Source organism: Marichromatium sp. AB32 (genome assembly GCF_003718675.1).
Lineage (GTDB): Bacteria > Pseudomonadota > Gammaproteobacteria > Chromatiales > Chromatiaceae > Marichromatium > Marichromatium gracile.
In genome coordinates, this window is record NZ_RHFJ01000001.1 from 120,506 (window position 1) to 142,033 (window position 21,528).

At 67.7% G+C, this 21,528-nt stretch carries 17 protein-coding genes and 2 pseudogenes; 2 read left to right on the top strand and 17 right to left on the bottom strand.

All coding sequences use genetic code 11. The features are described from left to right. Nucleotides 1-10: 10 nt before the first annotated feature. The 6 genes from hfq to EBL85_RS00630 all read right to left on the bottom strand — a co-directional run bounded on the left by hfq (nucleotide 11) and on the right by EBL85_RS00630 (nucleotide 7,353). Entirely contained in the window at nucleotides 11-271 is a 261-nt protein-coding gene (gene hfq / locus EBL85_RS00605) for an RNA chaperone Hfq (protein WP_005223727.1), read from the bottom strand. 259 nt (nucleotides 272-530) lie between these two features. Next, entirely contained in the window at nucleotides 531-1,499 is a 969-nt protein-coding gene (miaA, locus tag EBL85_RS00610; RefSeq protein WP_123141864.1) for a tRNA (adenosine(37)-N6)-dimethylallyltransferase MiaA, read from the bottom strand. A gap of 28 nt (nucleotides 1,500-1,527) precedes the next feature. After that, nucleotides 1,528-3,498, bottom strand: a complete 1,971-nt coding sequence (gene mutL, locus EBL85_RS00615; protein WP_123141865.1) for a DNA mismatch repair endonuclease MutL — start codon at nucleotides 3,496-3,498, stop codon at nucleotides 1,528-1,530. Between the two features lie 351 nt (nucleotides 3,499-3,849). Beyond that, the gene (locus EBL85_RS00620; protein WP_123141866.1) at nucleotides 3,850-5,172 is read right to left on the bottom strand and encodes an N-acetylmuramoyl-L-alanine amidase; all 1,323 of its coding nucleotides are present in this window, start codon (nucleotides 5,170-5,172) and stop codon (nucleotides 3,850-3,852) included. A 224-nt stretch (nucleotides 5,173-5,396) separates the two neighbouring features. Further along, nucleotides 5,397-5,855 carry a tRNA (adenosine(37)-N6)-threonylcarbamoyltransferase complex ATPase subunit type 1 TsaE gene (gene tsaE / locus EBL85_RS00625; RefSeq protein ID WP_123140768.1) on the bottom strand — a complete coding sequence of 153 codons (459 nt, stop codon included), beginning with the start codon at nucleotides 5,853-5,855 and terminating at the stop codon, nucleotides 5,397-5,399. Next, a complete protein-coding gene (locus EBL85_RS00630) occupies nucleotides 5,848-7,353 on the bottom strand; it encodes an NAD(P)H-hydrate dehydratase (RefSeq protein WP_123141867.1) in 1,506 nt (501 codons plus the stop codon). Before EBL85_RS00630 ends, tsaE begins: the two co-directional genes overlap by 8 nt. A gap of 84 nt (nucleotides 7,354-7,437) precedes the next feature. Here EBL85_RS00630 and queG point away from each other — a divergent pair, with 84 nt between their 5' ends. Then, on the top strand, nucleotides 7,438-8,523 hold the full coding sequence (gene queG, locus EBL85_RS00635) for a tRNA epoxyqueuosine(34) reductase QueG (RefSeq protein ID WP_123141868.1): 1,086 nt from the start codon (nucleotides 7,438-7,440) through the stop codon (nucleotides 8,521-8,523). A 3-nt stretch (nucleotides 8,524-8,526) separates the two neighbouring features. Here queG and EBL85_RS00640 read toward each other — a convergent pair whose 3' ends face one another. Both EBL85_RS00640 and EBL85_RS00645 read right to left on the bottom strand, forming a co-directional pair. Beyond that, complete coding sequence (locus EBL85_RS00640) at nucleotides 8,527-9,216, bottom strand: hypothetical protein (protein ID WP_123141869.1); 690 nt, start codon at nucleotides 9,214-9,216, stop codon at nucleotides 8,527-8,529. A gap of 22 nt (nucleotides 9,217-9,238) precedes the next feature. Continuing rightward, entirely contained in the window at nucleotides 9,239-10,438 is a 1,200-nt protein-coding gene (locus tag EBL85_RS00645; protein WP_190288009.1) for an FkbM family methyltransferase, read from the bottom strand. 194 nt (nucleotides 10,439-10,632) lie between these two features. On the opposite strand from EBL85_RS00645, the gene EBL85_RS00650 reads away from it, so the two are divergent. Continuing rightward, complete coding sequence (locus EBL85_RS00650; RefSeq protein WP_123141871.1) at nucleotides 10,633-11,028, top strand: flagellar protein FliT; 396 nt, start codon at nucleotides 10,633-10,635, stop codon at nucleotides 11,026-11,028. On the opposite strand, the gene flgL is transcribed toward EBL85_RS00650, so the two are convergent. The 9 genes and pseudogenes from flgL to EBL85_RS17370 form a co-directional block, all read right to left on the bottom strand. Then, nucleotides 11,025-12,275: a flagellar hook-associated protein FlgL gene (gene flgL / locus EBL85_RS00655; protein WP_123141872.1), complete on the bottom strand. Its 1,251-nt coding sequence runs from the start codon at nucleotides 12,273-12,275 to the stop codon at nucleotides 11,025-11,027. The two genes, EBL85_RS00650 and flgL, sit on opposite strands and share 4 nt — an antisense overlap. A 22-nt stretch (nucleotides 12,276-12,297) precedes the next feature. Then, nucleotides 12,298-15,000 carry a flagellar hook-associated protein FlgK gene (flgK, locus tag EBL85_RS00660; RefSeq protein WP_123141873.1) on the bottom strand — a complete coding sequence of 901 codons (2,703 nt, stop codon included), beginning with the start codon at nucleotides 14,998-15,000 and terminating at the stop codon, nucleotides 12,298-12,300. A 98-nt stretch (nucleotides 15,001-15,098) separates the two neighbouring features. Continuing rightward, a complete protein-coding gene (gene flgJ, locus EBL85_RS00665; RefSeq protein ID WP_123140775.1) occupies nucleotides 15,099-16,154 on the bottom strand; it encodes a flagellar assembly peptidoglycan hydrolase FlgJ in 1,056 nt (351 codons plus the stop codon). A 2-nt stretch (nucleotides 16,155-16,156) separates the two neighbouring features. Continuing rightward, on the bottom strand, nucleotides 16,157-17,299 hold the full coding sequence (locus EBL85_RS00670; protein WP_123141874.1) for a flagellar basal body P-ring protein FlgI: 1,143 nt from the start codon (nucleotides 17,297-17,299) through the stop codon (nucleotides 16,157-16,159). 22 nt (nucleotides 17,300-17,321) lie between these two features. Further along, nucleotides 17,322-18,014, bottom strand: coding sequence for a flagellar basal body L-ring protein FlgH (gene flgH / locus EBL85_RS00675; RefSeq protein WP_123141875.1), 693 nt, complete (start codon nucleotides 18,012-18,014; stop codon nucleotides 17,322-17,324). Nucleotides 18,015-18,034: 20 nt separating this feature from the next. Then, on the bottom strand, nucleotides 18,035-18,826 hold the full coding sequence (gene flgG, locus EBL85_RS00680; RefSeq protein ID WP_123140778.1) for a flagellar basal-body rod protein FlgG: 792 nt from the start codon (nucleotides 18,824-18,826) through the stop codon (nucleotides 18,035-18,037). A 30-nt stretch (nucleotides 18,827-18,856) separates the two neighbouring features. After that, complete coding sequence (locus EBL85_RS00685) at nucleotides 18,857-19,597, bottom strand: flagellar basal body rod protein FlgF (protein ID WP_123140779.1); 741 nt, start codon at nucleotides 19,595-19,597, stop codon at nucleotides 18,857-18,859. A 23-nt stretch (nucleotides 19,598-19,620) separates the two neighbouring features. Next, nucleotides 19,621-20,385, bottom strand: a pseudogene (locus EBL85_RS17365) (flagellar hook protein FlgE); the annotation flags it as partial. A gap of 291 nt (nucleotides 20,386-20,676) precedes the next feature. Next, nucleotides 20,677-21,480, bottom strand: a pseudogene (locus tag EBL85_RS17370) (flagellar hook-basal body complex protein); the annotation flags it as partial. Between the last annotated feature and the right edge of the window lie 48 nt (nucleotides 21,481-21,528).

Here is a 21,528-nt window from a genome sequence, read left to right on the forward strand (position 1 = left end):
CGCGTGCGACTCAGGCATCGTCGGACTTGTCCTCGCCCTTCGGCGACTCATCGCTCGGCGGCAGCTTGACGTTGCGCGCCGGCACCACCGTCGAGATCGCATGCTTGTAGATCATCTGACTGACGTTGTTCTTGAGCAGCACGACGAACTGATCGAAGGACTCGATCTGCCCCTGCAGCTTGATACCGTTGACCAGGAACACCGAGACCGGCACGCGCTCCTTGCGCAGGGTGTTCAGGAAGGGGTCTTGCAGGCTATGGCCCTTTGCCATGTGTTGAGTCTCCTTGTTGTCGTTTGTTCGGTCGGCATCCGGATGTGACCGTGGCCGGACAGGTGCTCCGGGGCAGCGCTTCCCCCCATCCCGGATCACCGCCGCTCTCTACGGTCGTCATGACCGCGTCGTCCGTCAGCGGGTTGCGAACTGGTGACGGACACCGACCTGATTTGGAGCAAGCCCCCAACGCGGGGGACCGCACTGAGCATGCCTCGCTGGCGACACCGCGGCAAGGACCAGCAACACCGGCCACGGCTCATCGACCGCCGCCCGCGCCACCGATACCGGCCGCCGCGAGCGCCGCCAGCGCCTGGCCACAGGGATCCGGGTGATCATCGATCCAATGACAGTCGGGCTCGGCGCGCAGCCAGGTGAGCTGACGCTTGGCGAGCTGTCTGGAGGCATAGATACCGCGCTGCACCAGCTCATCACGGTCGTACTCGCCGTGAAGATATTTCAACACCTGGCGATAGCCCACGCAGCGCATCGAGGGCAGCTCCGGGTGCAGGTCGCCGCGCGCCCACAGCCGCTCGACCTCGGCCACCAGCCCCTGATCGAGCATGTCGCAAAAGCGCTGCTCGATGCGCCGATGCAGCAGCGCGCGCTCGCCTGGCGCGCGCACCAGCTTCATCCAGCGATAGGGCGGCTCGGCGCGTGCGCGGGCCTCGGCGATCAAGGCGCTCATCGGGCGCCCGGCGAGGGTGTGGACCTCGAGCGCGCGCTGGATGCGCTGCGGGTCGTTGGGATGGATCTGCGCCGCGCTCACCGGATCGACCGCAGCGAGCCGCTCATGCATCGCCTGCCAACCGAGACGCGCCGCCTCCGCATCGAGCGCGGCACGCACCGCCGCATCGGCCCCCGGCAGCTCGGCCAGACCGCGCAACAGACCGCGCACATAGAGCATGGTTCCACCGACCAGCAAGGGGATCCGCCCCCGTGCGCTGATCTCGGCCATCGCCGCCAGGGCATCGGCGCGAAACTGCGCGGTCGAATAGGACTCGCTCGGGTCGAGGATGTCGATGAGCCGATGCGGGGCCTCGGCGAGCACCTCGGGACCGGGCTTGGCGGTACCGATGTCCATGCCGCGATAGACCATCGCCGAGTCGACGCTGATGATCTCGCACGGCAGTCGACGCACCAGCTCGACGGCGAGGTCGGTCTTGCCGGCAGCGGTCGGGCCGAGCAACAGGATGGCCCACGGCCGTGGGTCGGCGGAATCGATCATGACGGGGAGATCCTCTCGGGGATGCGGCTCAGCGGCCGCGCTCGAACAGTCGGTCGAGCTGATCGTGGGTCATCTTCACCCAGGTGGGACGGCCATGGTTGCACTGATCGATACGCTCGACCTGCTCCATCTCGCGCAGCAACGCGTTCATCTCTTCGATGGTGAGCCGCCGGTTGGCGCGCACCGCGCCGTGACAGGCCATGGTCGCGAGCACCGCGTCGATCGCCGCATCGAGCCGCCGACTGCGCCCGTGCTCGGTGAGATCGGAGAGCAGGTCGCGCACCAGCGGCGCGATCTCGGCCTGACGCAGCAGCGCCGGGACCTCGCGGATCACCAGGGTCTCGGCGCCGAGCGGCTCGATCACCAGCCCCAACCGGGCAAGGGTGTCGCGCTGCGTCTCCAGCAACTCGACCTCGGCGCGACTGACCTGGAGGGTGACCGGCAACAGCAGCGGCTGGGAGACGATGCGCCCGCGCGCCCAGGCCTGCTTGAGCCGCTCGTAGCCGATGCGCTCGTGGGCGGCGTGGATATCGACCACGATCAGCCCGTCGCGCGCCTGGGCGAGCAGGAAGACCCCGTTGACCTGCCCCAGGGCGAAGCCGAGCGGCGGGGCATCGGCCGCCTCGACCTCTTCCTGGCGAGGCACGGGCCTCGCCCCGCCGACCTCGGGCAACGGCTTGGCCGGGGCGGCGGGCGCTGTCGAGGACGACTCCTCTCCCCCGCCATCTCGTGCCGCTGGCCTCGGGTGCTGGAAGGCCAGATCGGCCTGATAGCGCGCCGGACGCTCGGCGACCCGGCCCGCCGGGGCGACGACGGAACTCCGCTCACGAGCGACAGCGGCTCGCGCGCCTGTGCCGACGCGCCCGGCCTGCCCGCCCGAGGTGGCAAGCGCCGGCGTGAGCGGCGCGGCCGACGACGCACGCGTGGAGGCGACCGCCGGCGCGGGCGCAATCGTCCCGGTCTCGGGCGTCCGCTCGCCGAGCACGCCGTCGGCGAGCCGGCGCTGCAGACTGCTGAACAGGAAGTCGTGGACCTGACGACTCTCGCGGAAGCGCACCTCGTGCTTGGCCGGATGGACATTGACGTCGACCTGACGCGCCGGCAGTTCGAGAAACAGCACGAAGGCCGGATGACGGGCATGGTGGAGCACATCGCTGAAGGCCTGGCGCACGGCGTGTGCCACCAGCTTGTCGCGCACCATGCGGCCATTGACGTAGAAGTACTGCTGATCGGCCTGGCTGCGCGAGAAGGCCGGTGGCAACACCCAACCGTGCAGGCGCAACCCGACGGCCTCGGCCTCCACCGTCAGCGCCTGCTCGGCAAAGGACTGGCCGAGCAGCTGGGCGAGACGGGCGCGCTCACGTGCCGTCTCGCCACCGGCCGGAGCCAGGTCGAACACCTGACGGCCATTGTGGCGCAGCACCAGACCGACCTCGGGACAGGCCAGGGCGATACGTCGCACCACCTGCTCGAGGTGGCCGAACTCGGTGCGCTCGGTGCGCAGGAACTTGCGCCGCGCCGGGGTGTTGAAGAACAACTCGCGCACCTCGACCGAGGTCCCGGGCGGGTGCGCGGCCGGCTGTGGCGACTCGAGCGTCCCATCGGGACCGACCCCGATACTCCAGGCCGGGGTGTCCCCGGGCGCCTCGCGGGGACGCGAGGTCAGCGTCAGCCGGCTGACCGAGGCAATACTCGGCAGCGCCTCGCCACGGAAACCGAGGGTGATGATGCCGTCGAGATCCTCGAGTGCGGCGATCTTGCTGGTGGCATGCGCCGAGAGCGCCAGGCCCAACTCGTCGCGCGGGATGCCGCAACCGTCGTCACGCACCCGCAACCGCTTCACCCCGCCCTGCTCGACCTCGATCTCGATACGCTCGGCACCGGCGTCGAGGCTGTTCTCGATCAGCTCCTTGGCGATCGAGGCCGGGCGTTCGACGACCTCGCCGGCGGCGATCTGATTGACGAGATGGGGCGGGAGGGTACGGATCGGGGAAACCATCGCGCAGATGGAACCAGATCGGCGCGCGCACGGCAAGGGCCAGCGGCCAGCGGCCAGCGGCCAGCGGGATTGAACCGCAAAGACACAAAGGGCGCAAAGGGATTGTGTGTTCAGGACCCCAGCGCAGGCGCTGTTCCCTACTGGAAGCTGGCCGCTGGAAGCCGACTCGAATGACCAAAACGCAAAGAAAACACGCGAAGAAAGCGGCCAGCTTTCAGTCAACAGCCTCCAGTGTCGGCCTGCAATCAACGGTCGCGCGACGAGCCAAGCCCTCCCCTCGCTGGCGGCTGATAGCTGAAAGCTGGAGGCTTTTCCCCTTTGCGGCTCAATCCGTCCTGGTCGCAAGCGAGGTCACGAGTCCTCGGGGATGGCAAGCACCTGACCGACGCGGATGGTGTCGTCGGTCAGGCCGTTCTCGGCACGCAGCGAGGAGAGACTGACGCGATAGCGCTGGGCGATCTCGGAGAGGGTATCGCCCTGGTGGGTGACGTGACGGCGCGGGGTCGAGCGCCCGTTGGCCGCCTGCAGCAGCGCACCCTGTGGCGGGTACTTGCGAAAATAGGCCTTGATCCCGGCGAGGATGGCGCGTGCCAGCCGCTCTTGATGGGCCGGGTCGCGCAACCGGCGCTCCTCCTCGGCATTGGTGATGAAGGCGGTCTCGACCAGCATCGAGGGAATGTCCGGCGACTTGAGTACCGCAAACCCGGCACGCTGGACCCGGCGCTTGTGCAGATCCCCGATCTCGCCGAGATGCGAGAGCACCGCGCCGGCGGCCTCGGTGCTGTGCTCGATGGTGGCGTTCTGGGTCATGTCGATGAGCACGCTGGCGAGCAGATCGTCGCTGTCGGCGATGTTGACCCCGCCGATGAGGTCGGCGGCGTTCTCGCGGTTGGCCAGCCAGCGCGCCGCTTCACTGCTCGCGCCGTTGAACGACAGGGTATAGACCGAGGAGCCGTGGGCGCGATCGTTGGTGAAGGCGTCGGCATGGATGGAGATGAACAGATCGGCCTTGTGCTTGCGCGCCTTCTCGATGCGCTGGCGCAATCGGACGTAGTAGTCCCCGTCGCGGATCATCAGCGGGCGCATCCCCGGCTCGCGCTCGACCAACGCGGCGAGCTTGCGGGCGATCGCCAGGGTGACGTCCTTCTCGTAGGTGCCGCGCTTGCCGATGGCACCGGGATCGGCGCCGCCGTGGCCGGCATCGATGGCGATCAGCACCTCGGGACGTGAAGGCGATCGAGTGCGACTGGCCACCACCGTGGTATGGGGTGCGGCACTGGCGGTCCGCGGCAGCAGATCGATCACCAGGCGGTGTTTGTCGTGACGGCGATCCGGCGGCAGGCTGAAGCTCTTGACCCGTACCGGACACTTGAGGTCGAAGACGATACGCAGATCGGTCTTGTCGCGAATACCGCTGCGCAGCCCGACCAGCGCCGGATCATTGCCACGTGGCCGCGGCAGCGTGCCGGACAGCCGGGCGTCGCTGAGGTCGACGACGACCCGGTCCGGACCCTCGAGGGTAAAGATCTTGTGGGTGAGCGCAGCTCGGGTATCGAGTACCACCCGGGTGCGACCGTCCTCGACACCGACGCGCGCGCCCTCGACCGTGACCTGCGCGGCAAGTGCGGGCAGGGCCAGGAGGGAGCAGAGCAGGAGAGTGAAAACCCGTTTCACGTCGCAGCCTCGGGGTCGCCGGGGTCGCCGACGACCGATGTTCTCGGGGACGGCACGGCCATGCAGTGGAGATGACCCGCCCCAGGGGATTGACGGTTCGTTGTTTTTAAGATAGCAGCTTTAGCGGGAGTATTCCAAGAAAAAACCTGGGATTAGCCTCGCTTTCTGAATTTCTTCGGAACGAAATGTATCGCTTATACAACAAGGATTTGCGCGACCGGGACTCAGCGCTCATAGAGCGCTCGGGCCAGCGTCAGACCCGCCTCGGTGGTCGCCACCGGGCGCAGGCTGCGCCCATCGGCGCGATGCTCGAGCTGGAGCTGCAGATCCGGCGGCGGCAACGCGCCGGCACCGCATTGCGGCCACTCGACCACCCAGATCGCCGGGGTCTCGAGCAGATCGCGCAGACCGAGATACTCCAGCTCCTCGGGATCGGCCAGGCGATAGAGGTCGAGATGGTAGAGTTGGGTGGTGGCGAGTACATAGGGCTCGATCAGGGTATAGGTCGGACTGCGCACCGCACCCTGGTGACCGAGCGCACGCAGCAGCCCCCGGGTCAGGGTGGTCTTGCCGCAGCCGAGGTCGCCCTGCAGATAGAGCACGAAGGGCGCTCGCATTCGCTCGGCCAGCCGTGCACCGAGCGCCAGCTGGGCCGCCTCACCGGCGATATGGATCTCATGCATGATGGTTCTCTCTCCCGTCGGCCAGGGCGCGCACCGCCTCGATGATGTCCCCGGCGATCATTCCCCGCTCACCCGCGCGCGCTGCCCGGTCACCGGCGGCGGCATGCAGACAGACCCCGACACGCGCGGCGCCCCCGACATCCATCCCCTGCCCGATCAGCGCAGCGATGACCCCGGTGAGCACGTCTCCGGCACCGGCGGTCGCCATCCCCGGATTACCGTCGCTGCAGACCGCCGGCGGTGTCTCGTCCGCGTCGGCGACCAGACTGCCGGCACCCTTGAGCACCAGGGCACCGCCATACTTTTGACGCAAGGCCGCGAGCGCGGCGAAACGATCCGCCTCGAGCGCGGCGGTCCCACAGCCGAGCAACCGCCCCGCCTCGCCCGGATGCGGCGTCAGCACCCAGTCATCGCGCCGCAGCGGCTGCTCGGCGAGCAGGTTGAGCGCGTCGGCATCGACCACCAGCGGCAACCGGCACTCGCGCACCCGCCGCCACAGCCCGCGCCCCCACGCCTCCCGCCCGAGCCCGGGACCGATGGCCACCAGATCGGCACGTGCGAGCAGTGGCTCGAGATCGGCGTCGTGCTCGACCCCACGCACCATCAGCTCCGGGCGGGTGAGATTGAGCAGCGCGGCATGTGCCGGATGGGTGGCGACCGTCACCAGCCCGGCACCGGCACGCAGCGCCGCCTCGCCGGCAAGACGTGCCGCGCCGGACATCCCCGGGGCGCCACCGATCACCAGCACATGACCGCACTGCCCCTTGTGCGCATCGCGCCGTCGCGTGCCCAGACAGGCGCGCTGGCTGGCCCAGTCAATGCGCTGCGCACTGGCCGGCTCGGCCACCAGCAGGGTCTCCGGCACCCCGAGCGAGTCCCAGTAGAGCCGGCCACAGCAGCCGGGGCCGGCCCCGGTCAGCAGCCCCTGCTTGAGCACGATGAAGCTGATGGTCGCGCTGGCCCGCACCACCTCGCCGAGCACGGCGCCCCGGTCGGCATGCAACCCGGTGGGGAGATCGAGCGCGAGAACCGGCGCCGGGTGGGCATTGAGCGCACGCACCGCCTCGGCCCAGTGCTCGCGCAACGGACGCTCGAGCCCGATGCCGAGCAGGGCATCGACCAGCAGCTCGGCGTCCTCGGGAAGGCCACCGCGCCAGGGCTCGATCGCCCCGCCGGCCGCCCGCCAGTCGCGGCAGGCCTCGGCGGCCTCATGCCGCAGCCGCTCCGGCGCGACCAGGCTCAACACCCGAACCTCGCGCCCGGCCCGGCGCAACAGCCGCGCCAGCGCATAGCCGTCACCCCCGTTGTTGCCGCCGCCAACGAGCACGCAGACCCGGCGCGCCTGCGGCCAGCGCGCGGCCACCAGTCGCTGCGCCGCGCGTGCGGCACGCTCCATCAGCTCACGACCGCTCAGGTCGGGCTGGAGACAGGCGGCGCGGTCGAGCGCGCGGGCCTGATCGGCGCGGTAGAGTGCGTGCGGCAGCGATGGCTGGTTCATGACGGTCTGGAGATGGATTGGGATCGGCGTGGCGACCCCGATTCTAGGGTGAATGGACGAGACAGGCGAGTACCGGAGCAGACGATGACGCGCGCGCTCGATCCGCACGAGGCGCTCGAGCTGGCGACCCGGATCAAGGGCTGGGGGATGGCGCTCGGCTTTCAGCAGGTCGGCATCACCGATACCGGACTGCAGCGCGCCGAGCAGCGCCTGCTCGACTGGCTCGACGCCGGCCATCACGGCAAGATGGACTACATGGCCCGCCATGGCTGCCGGCGCGCCCGTCCCGCCGAGCTGGTGCCGGGGACACTGCGCATCGTCTCGGTGCGCATGGACTACCATCCCGAACCACACGAAGATCCGGCGACGCTCAGCGACCCGGCACGCGCCTTCGTCTCGCGCTATGCACTCGGGCGCGACTATCACAAGCTGATCCGTCGTCGCCTGCAGCGCCTCGCCGACCAGATCACCGAGACGATCGGCCCCTTCGGCTATCGCGCCTTCGTCGACTCGGCGCCGGTGATGGAGAAGCCGCTCGCCGAGCAGGCCGGACTGGGCTGGATCGGCAAGCACACCAACCTGATCAACCCGCGCGCCGGCTCCTGGTTCTTTCTCGGCGAACTGTTCACCGACCTGCCGCTCCCGCTCGATACACCGCTGCGCTCACACTGCGGTCACTGCTCGGCCTGTCTCGAGGTCTGTCCCACCGCAGCGATCATCGCGCCCTATCGGCTCGACGCCCGGCGCTGCATCTCCTACCTCACCATCGAGCACCCAGGTCCGATCCCGCTGGCGCTGCGCCCCGCACTCGGCAACCGCATCTACGGCTGTGACGACTGCCAGCAGGTCTGCCCCTGGAATCGTTTCGCCCGCGCCACCGCCGAGACCGACTTCCTGCCTCGCCAGGGACTCGATCGCGCCACCCTGATCACCCTGATCGGCTGGGACAAGCCGACCTTTCTCGAACGGACCTCGGGGTCTGCGATCAGACGCATCGGTCATGGTCGCTGGCTGCGCAACCTCGCCGTTGCACTCGGCAATGCCGATCCGTCGCCGGCGACGCTCACTGCACTCATACGCTGGCGGGACCATCCAGACCCCATGGTTCGCGAGCATATCGACTGGGCGCTGGCGCGCCAGCGCGAGCACGGCGCGCGTGACGGATGGTGACGCTCAGGTCGGGACGCGCAGCAGCGACCACACCTCGCTGTTGCGCTCGGGGCGGAGGTCGCGGTCGGCCGCCGGCACCTCGGGCGAACCGAGCGCGATCCCCAGCCGGGTGGCGAGCAGGCGCTGTCGACGCTCCATCTCCAGGCTGTGGTTGGGGTTGGCCAGCAGCAGCTTGAACAGCTGCAGATCGTTGTGGAAGTAGGACGAGTCGGCCTTGGTGCACTCCAGCGTCTCGATCAACGCGGCCTGCAGCCAGAGTCCCAGATCGCCCTTCACCGGACGCTGGTCGAAGCTCGGCATCGGTGCGACCAGCGGGCGGTTGACATGGATCTGCAGGTCGTCCGGGATCGGCTCGGTGAGCCAGGTCATGCCCTGCAGCAGACCTGCGACCTCACCGCCGGCACGCTGACGCTCACCGAGATCGAAGAGGATACGGATCAGCACCATGCGGGTGGCGAGATGACCATCCCCCTCGGCCCTGAGCTGGACGAAACGCGCCATCGCCTCGGTCAGCGCCTGATAGCGCTCGGCCACCGGCCGAGCCGAGTCGTGGCTGTCGAGATAGCGCTCGAGCGCCTCCTCGAAGCGCGACCAGAAGGGATCGCGACCGTGGTCGGCGATCTGCCAGTCGATCAGAAAGGGCTGGGCATAGGGATAGGCGCCCAGCCGGATATACCATGCGCTCTCGGTCATCGCGATCTCCAGTTGAGCCGGTTCACACCATCAGGCCGCGCGCCCGCAGCCGCTCGGCTCGCGCCGGCGCACAGGCAAAGAGGTTACGACGGCGCGCATCGAGCGTCTCCGCCGTACCACAGGGGGCCAGGGCGCTCAGTGCATCGACCTGGCGGTACAGCGCGTAACCGAGCGTCTCGACCGCCTGGCGCAACGCACCCAGGTCGCAATCCGGAGCGACCCGGAACATCAGCAGCGGGTCGTGTGCGGCAAAAAACCGCTCCCCCGCCCGCAACACAGCGGGCAGATGCTCGGCGGCGAGATCAAGACGCACCAGCGACGGACTCGCGCCTGCGGGCCAGGCCGCATCGGCCAAGAGCTCGTCCAGGGTCAGTGCCCCGACCGTACGCGTCTCGAAGGAATCGCCGAGGTCGTGCGGGCGCGCCGCCCGACGCACCCGGATACCGACCTCGCCGGCCCCGTCTCCGATCGCCCGTTGCTGAAGCACGACACGTGTCTCCAGCGCATTCTCGGCAAGGCTGCGCGCCAGCAGCGCCGCGGCTTCGGTAACCGGCTCGAGCGCCAGCACCCGACCGTTGCCCTGCCCCATGGCATGGGCCATGGCGAGGGTATAGACACCGAGACCCGCGCCCAGATCGAGCACCAGATCGTCGGGCTCCACCAGACGACGCACCAGCGCCAGCTCGGGTTCCGGCCAGTCCTCGCGCTCGAGCAGCAGATAGGTGGGCAACGCGTCGATATCATTGGGGACATGGATGCGCACACCGTCATCCATGGTCAGCAACAGTGAGTCATTGCCAGCCGATGACGCCGGCATGGTCGGCTCCGAAGGCAGCGGCGCCGCAGTCGAGGCCGGGGTCGCCGCCATCGCCTCGGTGATGCGCTGGGCGAGCGCATCCGCCTCGGGGGAGTCGAGCCCGAGTCCGCGCGCGCGCTCCATCACCTCGGCGGCCTCGGCGGCACGCCCGGCGAGCAGCAGACCCTCAACCAGGGTCAACCAGTAACCACCGATCTCCGGGGCCTGATCGAGTGCATGACGCACATGGTCGAGCCCGGCATCGAGATCACCGCGTTCGATCTCGATGATGCCGAGGTTGTGATTGGCCTCGGCATGATCCACATCGAGCGCCAGCACTGCACGATACAGCCACTCGGCGGCCTCGGTCCGTCCACCGCGCTGATGTTCGATGGCCTGCTCGAGCAGTCGTTGGGAGTCTGTCACGATCGTTGCTCCGAGATTGACGTTGGCGGATCGGGTGCGGGCGAAGACCCGGCGCCCCCGTGATTGAATGAGCATCCTAGCACCGATCGGCGAACCGCCTAAAGTGCCACTGATGCTTGCCCGGGACGTCCCCGGGTGGCACAGTCCGAACAGGGATCGAGCACCCCGAGAGCAAGCGACGAGAGGCCTCGACCATGACCATGCACACCGATCTGATCACCGAACTCGAGCAGGCCACCGAACAGCTGGTGGGGGCGGCGACGGGCGCCGACTGGGCGCTCGTCGAGACGCTGCAGAAGCGACGTCGGGCACTGATCCAGCGACTCGGCACGGACCTCAAACCCGAGACATGGAGCGCAAGCGAGCGCCAGCGCCTGCAGCACATTCTCGAACAAGAGGGCCACGCCGAGACGCGTGCCATCAACGAACGGACGAAGGTGCTGCGCAAGCTGCAGCGACTGCGTGCGGCCGAGGACGGCGAGCGCCAGACCAAACCGCAGGACAACCCGGGGTCGGCGCATACCGCGCAGCGGATGCGCAAGGCCTATGGCAATCCCGGACAGGATCAAGGTGGACCCAAGACCTCCTAGAGGAAGTCGAACAGCGACAGCCGATTGACCTGCACATAGGTCTGCTGCGCGGCCTGAAGGACCACTTCTTGCAGTCTGAAGCGGCTGATCGCCTCGGCATAGTCGACGTCCTGGATGTCGGAGAGGGTGCTCTCGAGATTGAGTTCGCGCTCGGCATTGAGTTCGGTCTGGGTGTCGAGCGTCTGTAGCCGGGAGCCGACCGTGCTCCTGACATCGCTGAGCCGATCGAGACCCGAGTCGATATTGCCGAGTGCGATCTCGACCGACTCGGAGAGCCGGGCGCGGACCTCGGGATCGCTCACCGGGGTCTCCAGCGCGGTGGCGATCTCGTCAAGGGTGGCGAAGATGTCACGGTGCTCGGCCGGGCGCGAGACCACGGTATCGCCATCGGCCGGCGCGCCGGTCAGGGTCACGCTGCGCCCGGCGAACTCGATCGCATCGCCGCTGTTGTAGGCAACGCCCTGGATCGGCGTGCCGCTCTTGTCGAGCACGACATTACCGAGGTCGTCGACCACGGAATATTCCATGGTCCCGGCATTCTCGGCGAAGCGGATCTCGAAGCGCTCACCGGCGGTGGCATCGAAGTCCTCACGATCCCTGATCCGCGTCTCCTCGACCACCAGCGAGCCGGTATTGCCAAGCGGCTGCTGCGCCTCGAGTACCAGGCCGCTGCGCTCGGGCAGATCCATGAAGAGGACGTCGCCACTGTCACCGACGGTGATGGTGCTGGTCGACGAGAGTTCGACCTCGCGTACCGCGCCAGCCCCCTGGGCGCCGACATAACCGACCGAGCCGTCGGCCTCCTTGTTGAAGGGCTGGACGAACGAGCGGGTCCCGGCGAACAGGTATTCGTCGTTGGCGTCTCTGGTGTTGGCGATGTCGATGAGATCATCGCGCAGCTGATGGATCTCGCTGGCGAGATAGCTACGGGTCTGGTCGTTCTGGGTATCGTTGTTGCCGGCGAGCACCAGCTCGCGGGCGCGTTGCAGCAGGTTCTCCATGGCGATGATGCTCGCCTCCTCCTGCTCAAGACGCGGCAGGGCATAGTCGGCGTTACGCTGATATTGCTCGTTGGCGCGGATCGCGGCATTGAGCTGACCGGCCTGGGTCGCCCCCGCGGGGTCGTCGGCAGGGGTGAGGATGCGCCGACCGGTGGACAGCTGCAGTTGGGTGTGGCTGAGCTCGGACTGCGCCCGCTGCATCGCCGTGACGCCGCTCTGGAAGGCCTGTTGGGTGGAGATTCGCATGCTGGGCTCGCCTCCGCGGGGCTTAACGCCTGACCGCGTTGATCAGGGTGTCGAACAGGGTGCTGGTCGTGGCGATCACCTGCGCCGAGGCCTGATAGGCCTGCTGGTAGCGCAACAGATTGGCCGCTTCCTCGTCGAGGTTCACCCCAGAGATCGACTCACGCTGGGCCTGGGCCGATTCGAGCTGGGTGGCACTGGCATCACGCACGATCTGTGCCTGACGGGTCTGGGTGCCGACCTCGGAGATCAGGCTGTTGTAGCCGTTCTGGATGCTCTCGTCGCCCTCGAGGATGCGCGCGTCCTGGAGCCGGGTCAGCTCGAGCATGTTGCGGTTGTCGCCCTCGCGCTGGACATTGCCGGAGATCTCGAAGACCTCGCCGTCATTGGGCGCGCGCTCGAGCGTGACCTCCCAACCATTGGCGGCGATGGTCACCCGGCCATCGGCGCTCCCGCTCACCGCCGAGGTCGGCAGCGGCACGCCATCGAGACTGTACTGGAAGGTGGCGGCGTCGTAGCTCAGCTCGACGGTGTCGGCAAAACGCGGGTGCTCGCTGTCGGTCACCCGCACCTCGGCGGCGCTGACACCATTGGCCGGATCGGGATAGACGGCGATCTCGGCAAGCCCGCCGATGTCGAACTGGTCACCCGCGGCGGGCTGCGAGTCGAGGGTCAGCGCCCAGCCATTGGCGGTGATCGTGGTGGTGTTGCCGTCCGGCGCCACCTCGACCGCGGAATTCGGCAGCACGGTGCCGTCAAGGACGTAGTTGGTACCGTTGAAGGCCAGGGTCGAGGCGGTCGAGAAATCGGCCTCGGGATCGGTGACACGGCTCTCGAGCACCGCCGCCGTGCCGGTGTTACCGGCGTCCGGCGTCACCGCCAAGGTGCCGCCGCCACCGACGGTGAAGCGATCACCGGCGATCCAGGCGTTCTGCAGCTCGAGCTGCCAGCCGTTGGCGGTGATCTGGATGTTGCCCGAGGGCAGCGTGGTGAGGTCCGGTGGTGTCAGGGCAACGCCGTCGAGGGTGTAGTCGGTGCCGTCGAACTCGATCACCACCTCGTCGAGCAGATCGGGGTCGGTGGTGTCGATGACGCTGCGGCTGACGACATCCGGGCGCAGGTTATCCTGGCCGAGGACAATATCCACCCCGCCATTGCCAGCGACGGAGAACTCGTCACCGACCTCGGGCGTGCCATCGAGGGTCAGCGCCCAGCCATTGGCGCTGATGGTGGTGAAGCCCTGTTCGTCGACGTTGACCGCGCTCGGCGGCAGCTCGACACCATCGAGGGTATAACCATAGCCGTTGTAGCCGACCACGGCGCTGTTGAGCAGCCGTGGGTCGTCGCCGTCGACGGCGACGACCGAGGCAATCTGCACCGCGCTGGCATTGAGATCGCCGGCATCGGCGACCATGGCGCCGGCGGCAGCGATCTTCTCCGGATCGCTGATCAGCACCTCCAGCGAATCGGCCGCGCCCCGCGTCGGCTGGATCAGCCACTGATCGCGCGAGGCGGCGCCGGAGAGATCCCCGGTATCAATACGTAATCCACCACCGGTGAGGACATCCGGGTCGTCGGGATCGGGCGTCAGCGGCACATCGGTGCCATCGGGGAGGGTTTCGAGACGGTAGGCGCTGCCGGTGAAGCGCAGCCGGTAGTCGTTCTGCGTCAGCTCGCCGACGTCCTCGAGGGTGACCTCGAGCTGACCACTGGCGGCATTGCCGGGCGTCGGATAGACATCGGGCTCGGGGATGGCAAAGAGCTCGCCGCCAAGGTTGCCGTCACGGTCGACACCGAGGGTGTGCTGCTGGTTGAAGGCGGCGCCCAGGTTGAGGGCGATGAATCCCAGGGTGTTCTGCGCCTCGTCGAGGATCCCGGTACGCGTCTCGAGCATGGCGCCGAGCTCTCCGCCGGTCACAAAGCGCGAGATGTCGACCGGCTGATCGCCCCCGGAGGTCTTGAGTCCGATATCGATGTTGCCGTCACCGGAGAAGGAGCGCGCGACCAGCTCGGCCGCATTCCCGCCGGTGACCAGCGCCTGACCGTTGCCGACGAAGACGTTGACCGAACCGTCGTCCTGCACCGTGGTGTTGAGATCGACCTTCTCGGCGAGCTGGTTGAGCAGCAGATCGCGCTGGTCGAGCAGGTCGTTGGGCTGGCTGCCGCGCGAATCGCCGGTGACGACCTGGGTGTTGAGCTCGGCGATCGCCGCGGTGAGCTGGTTGATCTCGTCGACGCTCGAACGGATCTCGCCGTTGAGCAGGCCGCGCTGCTCCTCGATCTCGCCGTTGACGCGGGAGAAGCGCGCGGAGAGCGACTCTGCCTCGCCGATCAATGCGGTGCGCGCGGCGATCGCGGTCGGGTCGTCGGCGACATCCTGGACGGCGGCGAAATAGTTCTCCAGCACCGGCGCCATGCCGGTGGTGGCATCGGCGAGCAGGCTGTCGACCCGCTCGGCATACTCGGCGCGCACCGAGCCATAGCCGTTGTCCGAGAGACTGGTGCGCAGCCGGGCGTCGACCAGATCGTCCTGGATGCGACGGATACCGTCGGCGGTGACGCCCTGACCGACGTAATACCCACCGGTGAACTGCGGCGTACGCGTACTGAAGTCGACGCGCTGGCGGGTATAGCCCTCGGTGGCGGCATTGGCGATGTTGTGCCCGGTGGTGGAGAGCGCGCGCTGGAAGGCCAGCAGCCCCGATACCCCCGTCCCCAGAATACTCATACCCGTCTCCCGTGGATCTGCCGGTTGATGGATGCCTGGCCGCCGTCAACCACGATCGACCACTCCACTGGACCCTGTTGCTGAACACCCCGCATCATCTACCCTCGCACTCGAGTCTTATCGGCCGGCGCCGTGGAAACTTGAGGCGCGGCAGGCGCTTCCGTGGCCTGTTCGGCGCTCATCCGTCGCAGCTTGGCATGGATGCCGAGGATCTTCTCAGCATAGCGCGGATCGGTGGCATAGCCGGCGCGCTGCAACCCACGCACGAAATCGCGCGGCGAGTCGGCATGGGCCAGCGCATCACCATAACGAGGATTGCGCTGGAGGAAATCGACATAGTCCTCGAATGAACCGGCGGGACTCGGGTAGGCACGAAAGCGCGCCTGCTCGCGCCGGGCCACGCCGTCACGATACTCGAGCGTGCCGACCGAGACGCGCTCGCCCTGCCAGGCGCGATTGGCCTTGATGCCGAAGAGGTTGAAGCTGCTGCTGCCATCGGCATGACGCGGCACGTGCTTCCCCCAGCCGGTCTCCAGCGCCGACTGTGCAAGCAGCACATGTGGATCGACACCCAGTCGCGCGGCGGCCTGCTCGGCGTGCGGGGCGAGATAGTCGAGGAACTCCTGCGGGTTGCGCGGCGGCCAGCGCCCCTCCCCGGCGCGGGCGATGCCCGTCGAGGTCGCACCCGACGCGGCCTCCTCGCTCCGGGCGGTCGGTGCCGCGTCCGTCGAGCTCTCCGCCGGATGCAGCCGCCGCAACCAGGGGGTGCGTTCGGGGACGGCGAGGGTGCGCTCGGCGCCGCTCTCGGCGCTCACCGCCGGCCCGGACGGCGAGAGCTGGCGCAGCAGCGCCTGACGGATGCCCAACCCCCGCCCATCGCTCAGGTTCGCCGCGATCTGTTGATCGTGCATCTCCTGGTACATGCGGCTGTGCTGCGAGTCGAGGATGCCCTCGCCGAGCGAGGCGGTGCGCATCTGCTTGAGCATCTGCCCGACCAGCAACGACTCGAAGGCGCGCGCGGCGGTATCGAGCGCGGCGGCATCGTTACGCCGCACCACGGCACCGAGCGACTTCAGGCTCGCCGGATCGGCGGCCAGACGGTTGCCGAGTCCCGCCCGGGCGGTGAGTGCGGAGGTGGAGTCGAGCGGCAGCATGACTAGATCACCACCAGCTCGGCGCGCAGCGCGCCGGCCTCGCGCAGCGCCTCGAGGATCGACACCAGATCGCCGGGCGCGGCGCCGACGTTGTTGACCGCGCGCACGATCTCGTCGAGCGAGGTCCCCGGGGCGAACAGGAACATGCGGTTGTTCTCCTCGGTCACGTCGATGCCGGTATCGGGCACCACCGCGGTCTGACCGCCGCCGAGCGGCTGCGGCTGCGAGACCAGGGCGTCCTCGCTGATGGTCACGGTGAGGCTGCCGTGCGAGACGGCGGCCGGATAGACCTGTACCCCGGAGCCGATGACCACGGTGCCGGTACGTGAGTTGATCACCACCCGGGCGGCCGGCTCCCCGGTCTCCACCTCCAGGTTCTCCAGGGTGGCGACGAAGTCGACCCGGCGACCCGGGTCGATCGGGGCATGGATCTGTACCGAAGAGGCGTCCATCGGCTGGGCGACGTCGTTGCCGAAGGTGCGATTGACCGCCTCGGCGAGGCGGCTGGCGGTGGTGAAGTCGGGACGGTGCAGGTTCATCACCATCAGCCCGCCCTGGGCGAAGGCGCTCGGCACCTCGCGCTCGACCGTCGCCCCCCGGGGGATACGTCCGACGCTCGGGACATTGACGGTGACCCGGCTGCCGTCGGCGCCCTCGACGCCGAAACCGCCGACGATCAGGTTGCCCTGAGCGATGGCATAGATCTCGCCATCGGCGCCCTTGAGCGGGGTCATCAGCAAGGTGCCACCACGCAGGCTCTTGGCATTACCCATCGACGAGACGGTGATGTCGATGCGCTGCCCCGGCTTGGCGAAGGGTTGAAGATCGGCGGTCACCATCACCGCGGCGACGTTCTTGAGCTGGGGATTGACGTCGGCCGGCAAGGTGATGCCGAGCTGGCCGAGCATGTTCTTCATGGTCTGGATGGTGAAGGGGGTCTGGGTGGTCTGGTCGCCGGTGCCGTCGAGCCCGACCACCAGGCCATAGCCGAGCAGCTGGTTGTCGCGCACCCCGGAGATGGTGGCGAGATCCTTGACCCGCGCCACCCGGGCATCATCCGGTGCATAGGTGTTGCCCGCCAGTGCAAACGGCGCGAACACACCGAGCAGCAGCGAAAACACAAGGGCGAGACTGCGATCGTTCATGTCGAACCTCTTGCCCGCGCCATCAGAAGGGGAACAGCGGGCTGTTGGCGATCCGGGTGAGCCATCCCGGGCCATTGCTGTCGGCCAGCGCGCCGGTGCCGCCGTAGTAGATCTGGGCATTGGCGACCTGGGTCGACTGCACCGTATTGGTGGCGCTGATATCGACCGGGCGCACGATGCCGCGCAGCCGGACGTACTCCTGACCCTGGTTGATCCCCAGCCACTTCTCGCCCTGCACCACCAGATTGCCGTTGGGCAGCACCTGGGCCACGGTCACGGTGATGCTGCCGGTGAGCTGGTTGCTCTGCTTGGAGTCGCCGGCACCGTCGAAGGTGCGTCCGGCGTTCGACTCGGCGGCGAACAGCGAGGCACCGCCGGCGGTCACCGGACGACCGGCGATGCTGACGCTGCCGAGATCCATCGAGTAACCGGAATCCTTGGAGGTCGAGGTCTCGGCGGTCTTCTGGGCATTGGTGCTCTCGGCGAGCTCGACGGTGAGGATATCGCCGACCCGCCGCGCCTTGTAGTCCTCGAACAGGGTCTTGGCACGACCCTGCTGGAAGATCGAGCCGGTGTTGAATGCGCTGGCAGCGGCCGTGGTCGGGGCCACCGTCTGGTACTCGGGCGAGTCGCCGGGGCGCGGCGGATCGAGGCTGGCACACCCGGAGAGTGCGGAGGAGATCAGTGCCAATGTCATCAGTGGGCGGGTGTTCATGCGGTGCCTCGTCCCGGCCCTCAGCGGGCCAGGTTGTTGTTGACGAACTGCAGCATCTGATCGGCGGCGGAGACGGCCTTGGAGTTGACCTCGTAGGCGCGCTGGGTCTCGATCATGTTGACCAGTTCCTCGGCGATGTTGACATTGCTGCTCTCGAGCGAACCCTGGATCACGGTGCCGATGCCGTTGAGCCCGGGATTGGACTGCTGCGCCGCACCCGAGGCCCCGGTCTCGAGAAACAGGTTCTCGCCCATCGGCTGCAGCCCGGCGGGGTTGATGAAGTCGGCCAACTGGACGATCCCCAGCTGGACCCCTTCGGGCTGGTTGGGCAACTGGGCGGTGACGGTGCCGTCCTTGCCGATGGTCAGCGACTGGGTGTCCTCGGGGACCACCAGCCCCGGCTGCAGCGGATAGCCGTTGGACATCACCACCTCGCCGTCGGCGTTGAGCTGGAAGGAGCCGTCGCGGGTATAGCCGATCTCGCCGCTGGGCAGCAGGATCTGGAAGAAGCCCCGCCCCTCGATGGCCATGTCGAGGGCGTTCTCGGTCTGGATCAGGTTGCCCTGGTTGAACAGCTTCTCGGTGGCCACGGTGCGCACGCCGGTCCCCAGGGTCAGACCCGAGGGCAGCTGTGCCTCCTGGGTGGCCTGGGCACCGGGCTGGCGCACGGTCTGGTAGAGCAGGTCCTCGAACACCGCCCGCCCCTTCTTGAAGCCAGTGGTGTTGACGTTGGCAAGATTGTTGGAGACGACCGACATACGCGTTTGCTGCGCGTCGAGTCCGGTCTTGGCGACCCAGAGGGCACGATTCATGGTGCGACTCCTGTACTGGCGCGAACGCGGTTAACTGATCCCCAGCAACTGATTGCTGGTCTGTTCGAGACTGTCTGCGGTGTCCATCATCTTGACCTGCATCTCGAAGTGCCGGGAAAGCTCCATCAGCCGGGTGAGGGCCGCCACAGTATTGACGTTGCTGCCCTCGAGCATCCCGGTGACCACCTGGACACCGGCATCCGGCGGCACCGGTTGACCATCCTTTGCACGAATCAGGCCATCGTCGGTCCGCATCAGGTTGTCGGTATCGGGCTTGACCAGGCGGATGCGCTCGACCGCGGCCAGGGTGTTCGGGGCGGCGCCCTGCGGGCGCACGGTGATGGTGCCGTCGGTGCCGATCAGGATCGACTCGAAGGGCGGCACCGCGATCGGCCCGCCGTCACCGAGCACCGGCAACCCGCGCTCGGTACGCAGGATACCGACGCTGTCGACGTGCAGGTTGCCGGCGCGGGTATAGGCCTCGCCCCCGTCGGCGGCCTGCACGGCGATGAAGCCCTCGCCGCGGACGGCGACATCGAGATCGCGCCCGGTGCTCTGCAGCGGCCCCGGGGTGAAGTCGATGGCCTCGTTGCCGACCTGTACATAGTCGCGCGACGGATACACCGGCCCGCGTACCGGCGCGGTGTAGGCGTCTGCCAGCGCCTGGCGGAAGCCGTGGGTGTCGGCGTTGGCCAGGTTGTGGTTGTTGATGCTCTGGGCGTAGAGATTCTCCTTGGCCCCGGACATCGCGATGTACAGAAAACGATCCATGACTCAGCCCCGTGATCCGCGACTCAGCGGATGTTGATGATGGTCTGGGTGATGGCGTCGGCCGTGGAGATGGTCTGCGCGTTGGCCTGATAGTTGCGCTGCGCGATGATCAGGTTGACCAGCTCCTCGGCGAGATCGACGTTGGAGGCCTCGAGCCCGCCCGACTGCACCAGCCCCAGACTGCTGGTGCCGGCCTCGCCGTAGACCACGTCGCCGGCGGCATAGGACTCCGCCCAGTTGTTGTCACCGAGCTGCAGCAGGCCCTGCGGGTTGGTGAAGTTGGCCAGCGCCACCTGTCCCAGCGCCGCCGCCTGACCATTGGTGTAGCGGGCGAACACCACACCCGACTGGTCGACGTCGAAACCGACCAGACGCCCGGTGGTGAAGCCGTCCTGGTTGAGATCGTCGACCGAGTAGTCGGGGCCGAACTGGGTGATGTCGGAGAAGTCGATCGAGACCACCCCGGTGGCCTCGCCCGTGACCGGGTCGATCTCACCGAGCAGACCGCCATTGACCGGGTCGTAGTTGGCGAGATCGAAGGTGAAGTCGGTCGCCGTGGTCGGACTGGTCATCACCCCGTTGGAGTCGAAGGTGAGCTTCACCGGGCCTTGCGGCTGCGGCGGCGACAGGTTCGACCCGGAGAGATCGACATAGGCCTCCCACTCCAGGGTGTTCTCCGTCTTGACGAAGTACATGGTCGCGGTGCGCGGCGCGCCGAGCGAGTCATAGAGGGTCAGCGCGGTGGAGTACTGATAGGTCTCCGGATCGGTCTGGTCGAACTTCACCGGGGCCCCGGGCTCGAAGGCCACGCTGAACTCGTCGCCGACATCGGGTTGGGCAGACAGCGTCAGCTCCCAGCCGTTCTCGGAGATGACGTGCTGGCCACCGCTCACCGTGGCCAGCACCAGCTTGCCGTTGAGCAGATACTGCTCGTCACCAGCCGCGTTCGCCCCCTGATAGACCAGGGTCGCCGGATCGAGGATATCGGGGTCCGAGGAGTCGAGTACCGCCAGACCGCTCACGGTCACCGCGCTGGTGTTGGCGCTCCCCACGGTGGCCGTCGCCTCGGGCGCGGTCGAGAACTGATCGCCATCGGCGGGTGTGCCGTACAGCTCCATCGCCCAGCCATTGACGGTGATCGTGGTCTTGTCGCCACTGACCACGACATTCTCCGCCGCGACCGGGACCTGGGTACCGGTCCCGTCATCATAGGTGTACTCATCGTTGGTCGCGTCGTAGGTGAGGGTGAACGGGTTGAGATAGTTCGGGTTGCTCGAATCGACCACATAGACCCGCGACTCGGTCACCGCGCCGGTGTTGGCGGGATCGGCCGTCACATTGATCACCCCCGCCTCCTCGTCGACGATCTGCTCGGCCTCCGAGCTGAGGTTGATCGACATGTCGATCTCCGAGGTCGGACGCGGCGGATTGTCACCGAAGTCGAGCTGGAGGTCGCTCAACTGACCGGTGCTGAAACCGGGGTCGGGGCTGTTCTTCTCGACCGGCGGGAACACCTGCAGACGCTGGCCGGCGCTGTTGACGACGAAGCCGTCGCGGTTGACCTGGAAGGCCCCGGCGCGGGTGTAGAGCTGCTCGCCGTTGTCGTTGAGCACGAAGAAGCCCTCACCGTTGATCGCGAGATCGAGCGCGTTGTCGGTGAAATCGATGTTGCCCTGGCTGAACTGCTGGGTCACCGCCTCCAGACGCACGCCCGAGCCGATGGCGGTCTTGGTGATGTCGCCGTAGGAGTTGGCGAAGACGTCGGCGAACTCGGCGCGCGACTCCTTGAAGCCGACGGTGCCGGCGTTGGCGATGTTGTTACCCGTGACCTCGAGGTCGGCCGAGGCGGCGTTCAGACCACTGAGTCCGATGCGAAAAGGCATGATGCGTCTCCTGAACTAGAGCTGATATCTGCGATGACGTCCCAGGGT

Bases quoted from the DNA above. Each gene is read 5' to 3' on its own strand.
- tsaE (WP_123140768.1), bottom strand. From the start codon at position 5,855: ATGCATGAGATCCATATCGCCGGTGAGGCGGCCCAGCTGGCGCTCGGT.
- flgK (WP_123141873.1), bottom strand. From the start codon at position 15,000: ATGAGTATTCTGGGGACGGGGGTATCGGGGCTGCTGGCCTTCCAGCGC.
- EBL85_RS00640 (WP_123141869.1), bottom strand. From the start codon at position 9,216: ATGACCGAGAGCGCATGGTATATCCGGCTGGGCGCCTATCCCTATGCC.
- queG (WP_123141868.1), top strand. From the start codon at position 7,438: ATGACGCGCGCGCTCGATCCGCACGAGGCGCTCGAGCTGGCGACCCGG.
- EBL85_RS00685 (WP_123140779.1), bottom strand. From the start codon at position 19,597: ATGGATCGTTTTCTGTACATCGCGATGTCCGGGGCCAAGGAGAATCTC.
- mutL (WP_123141865.1), bottom strand. From the start codon at position 3,498: ATGGTTTCCCCGATCCGTACCCTCCCGCCCCATCTCGTCAATCAGATC.
- miaA (WP_123141864.1), bottom strand. From the start codon at position 1,499: ATGATCGATTCCGCCGACCCACGGCCGTGGGCCATCCTGTTGCTCGGC.
- flgH (WP_123141875.1), bottom strand. From the start codon at position 18,014: ATGAACACCCGCCCACTGATGACATTGGCACTGATCTCCTCCGCACTC.
- flgG (WP_123140778.1), bottom strand. From the start codon at position 18,826: ATGAATCGTGCCCTCTGGGTCGCCAAGACCGGACTCGACGCGCAGCAA.
- EBL85_RS00630 (WP_123141867.1), bottom strand. From the start codon at position 7,353: ATGAACCAGCCATCGCTGCCGCACGCACTCTACCGCGCCGATCAGGCC.
- EBL85_RS00650 (WP_123141871.1), top strand. From the start codon at position 10,633: ATGACCATGCACACCGATCTGATCACCGAACTCGAGCAGGCCACCGAA.
- flgL (WP_123141872.1), bottom strand. From the start codon at position 12,275: ATGCGAATCTCCACCCAACAGGCCTTCCAGAGCGGCGTCACGGCGATG.
- hfq (WP_005223727.1), bottom strand. From the start codon at position 271: ATGGCAAAGGGCCATAGCCTGCAAGACCCCTTCCTGAACACCCTGCGC.
- flgJ (WP_123140775.1), bottom strand. From the start codon at position 16,154: ATGCTGCCGCTCGACTCCACCTCCGCACTCACCGCCCGGGCGGGACTC.
- EBL85_RS00670 (WP_123141874.1), bottom strand. From the start codon at position 17,299: ATGAACGATCGCAGTCTCGCCCTTGTGTTTTCGCTGCTGCTCGGTGTG.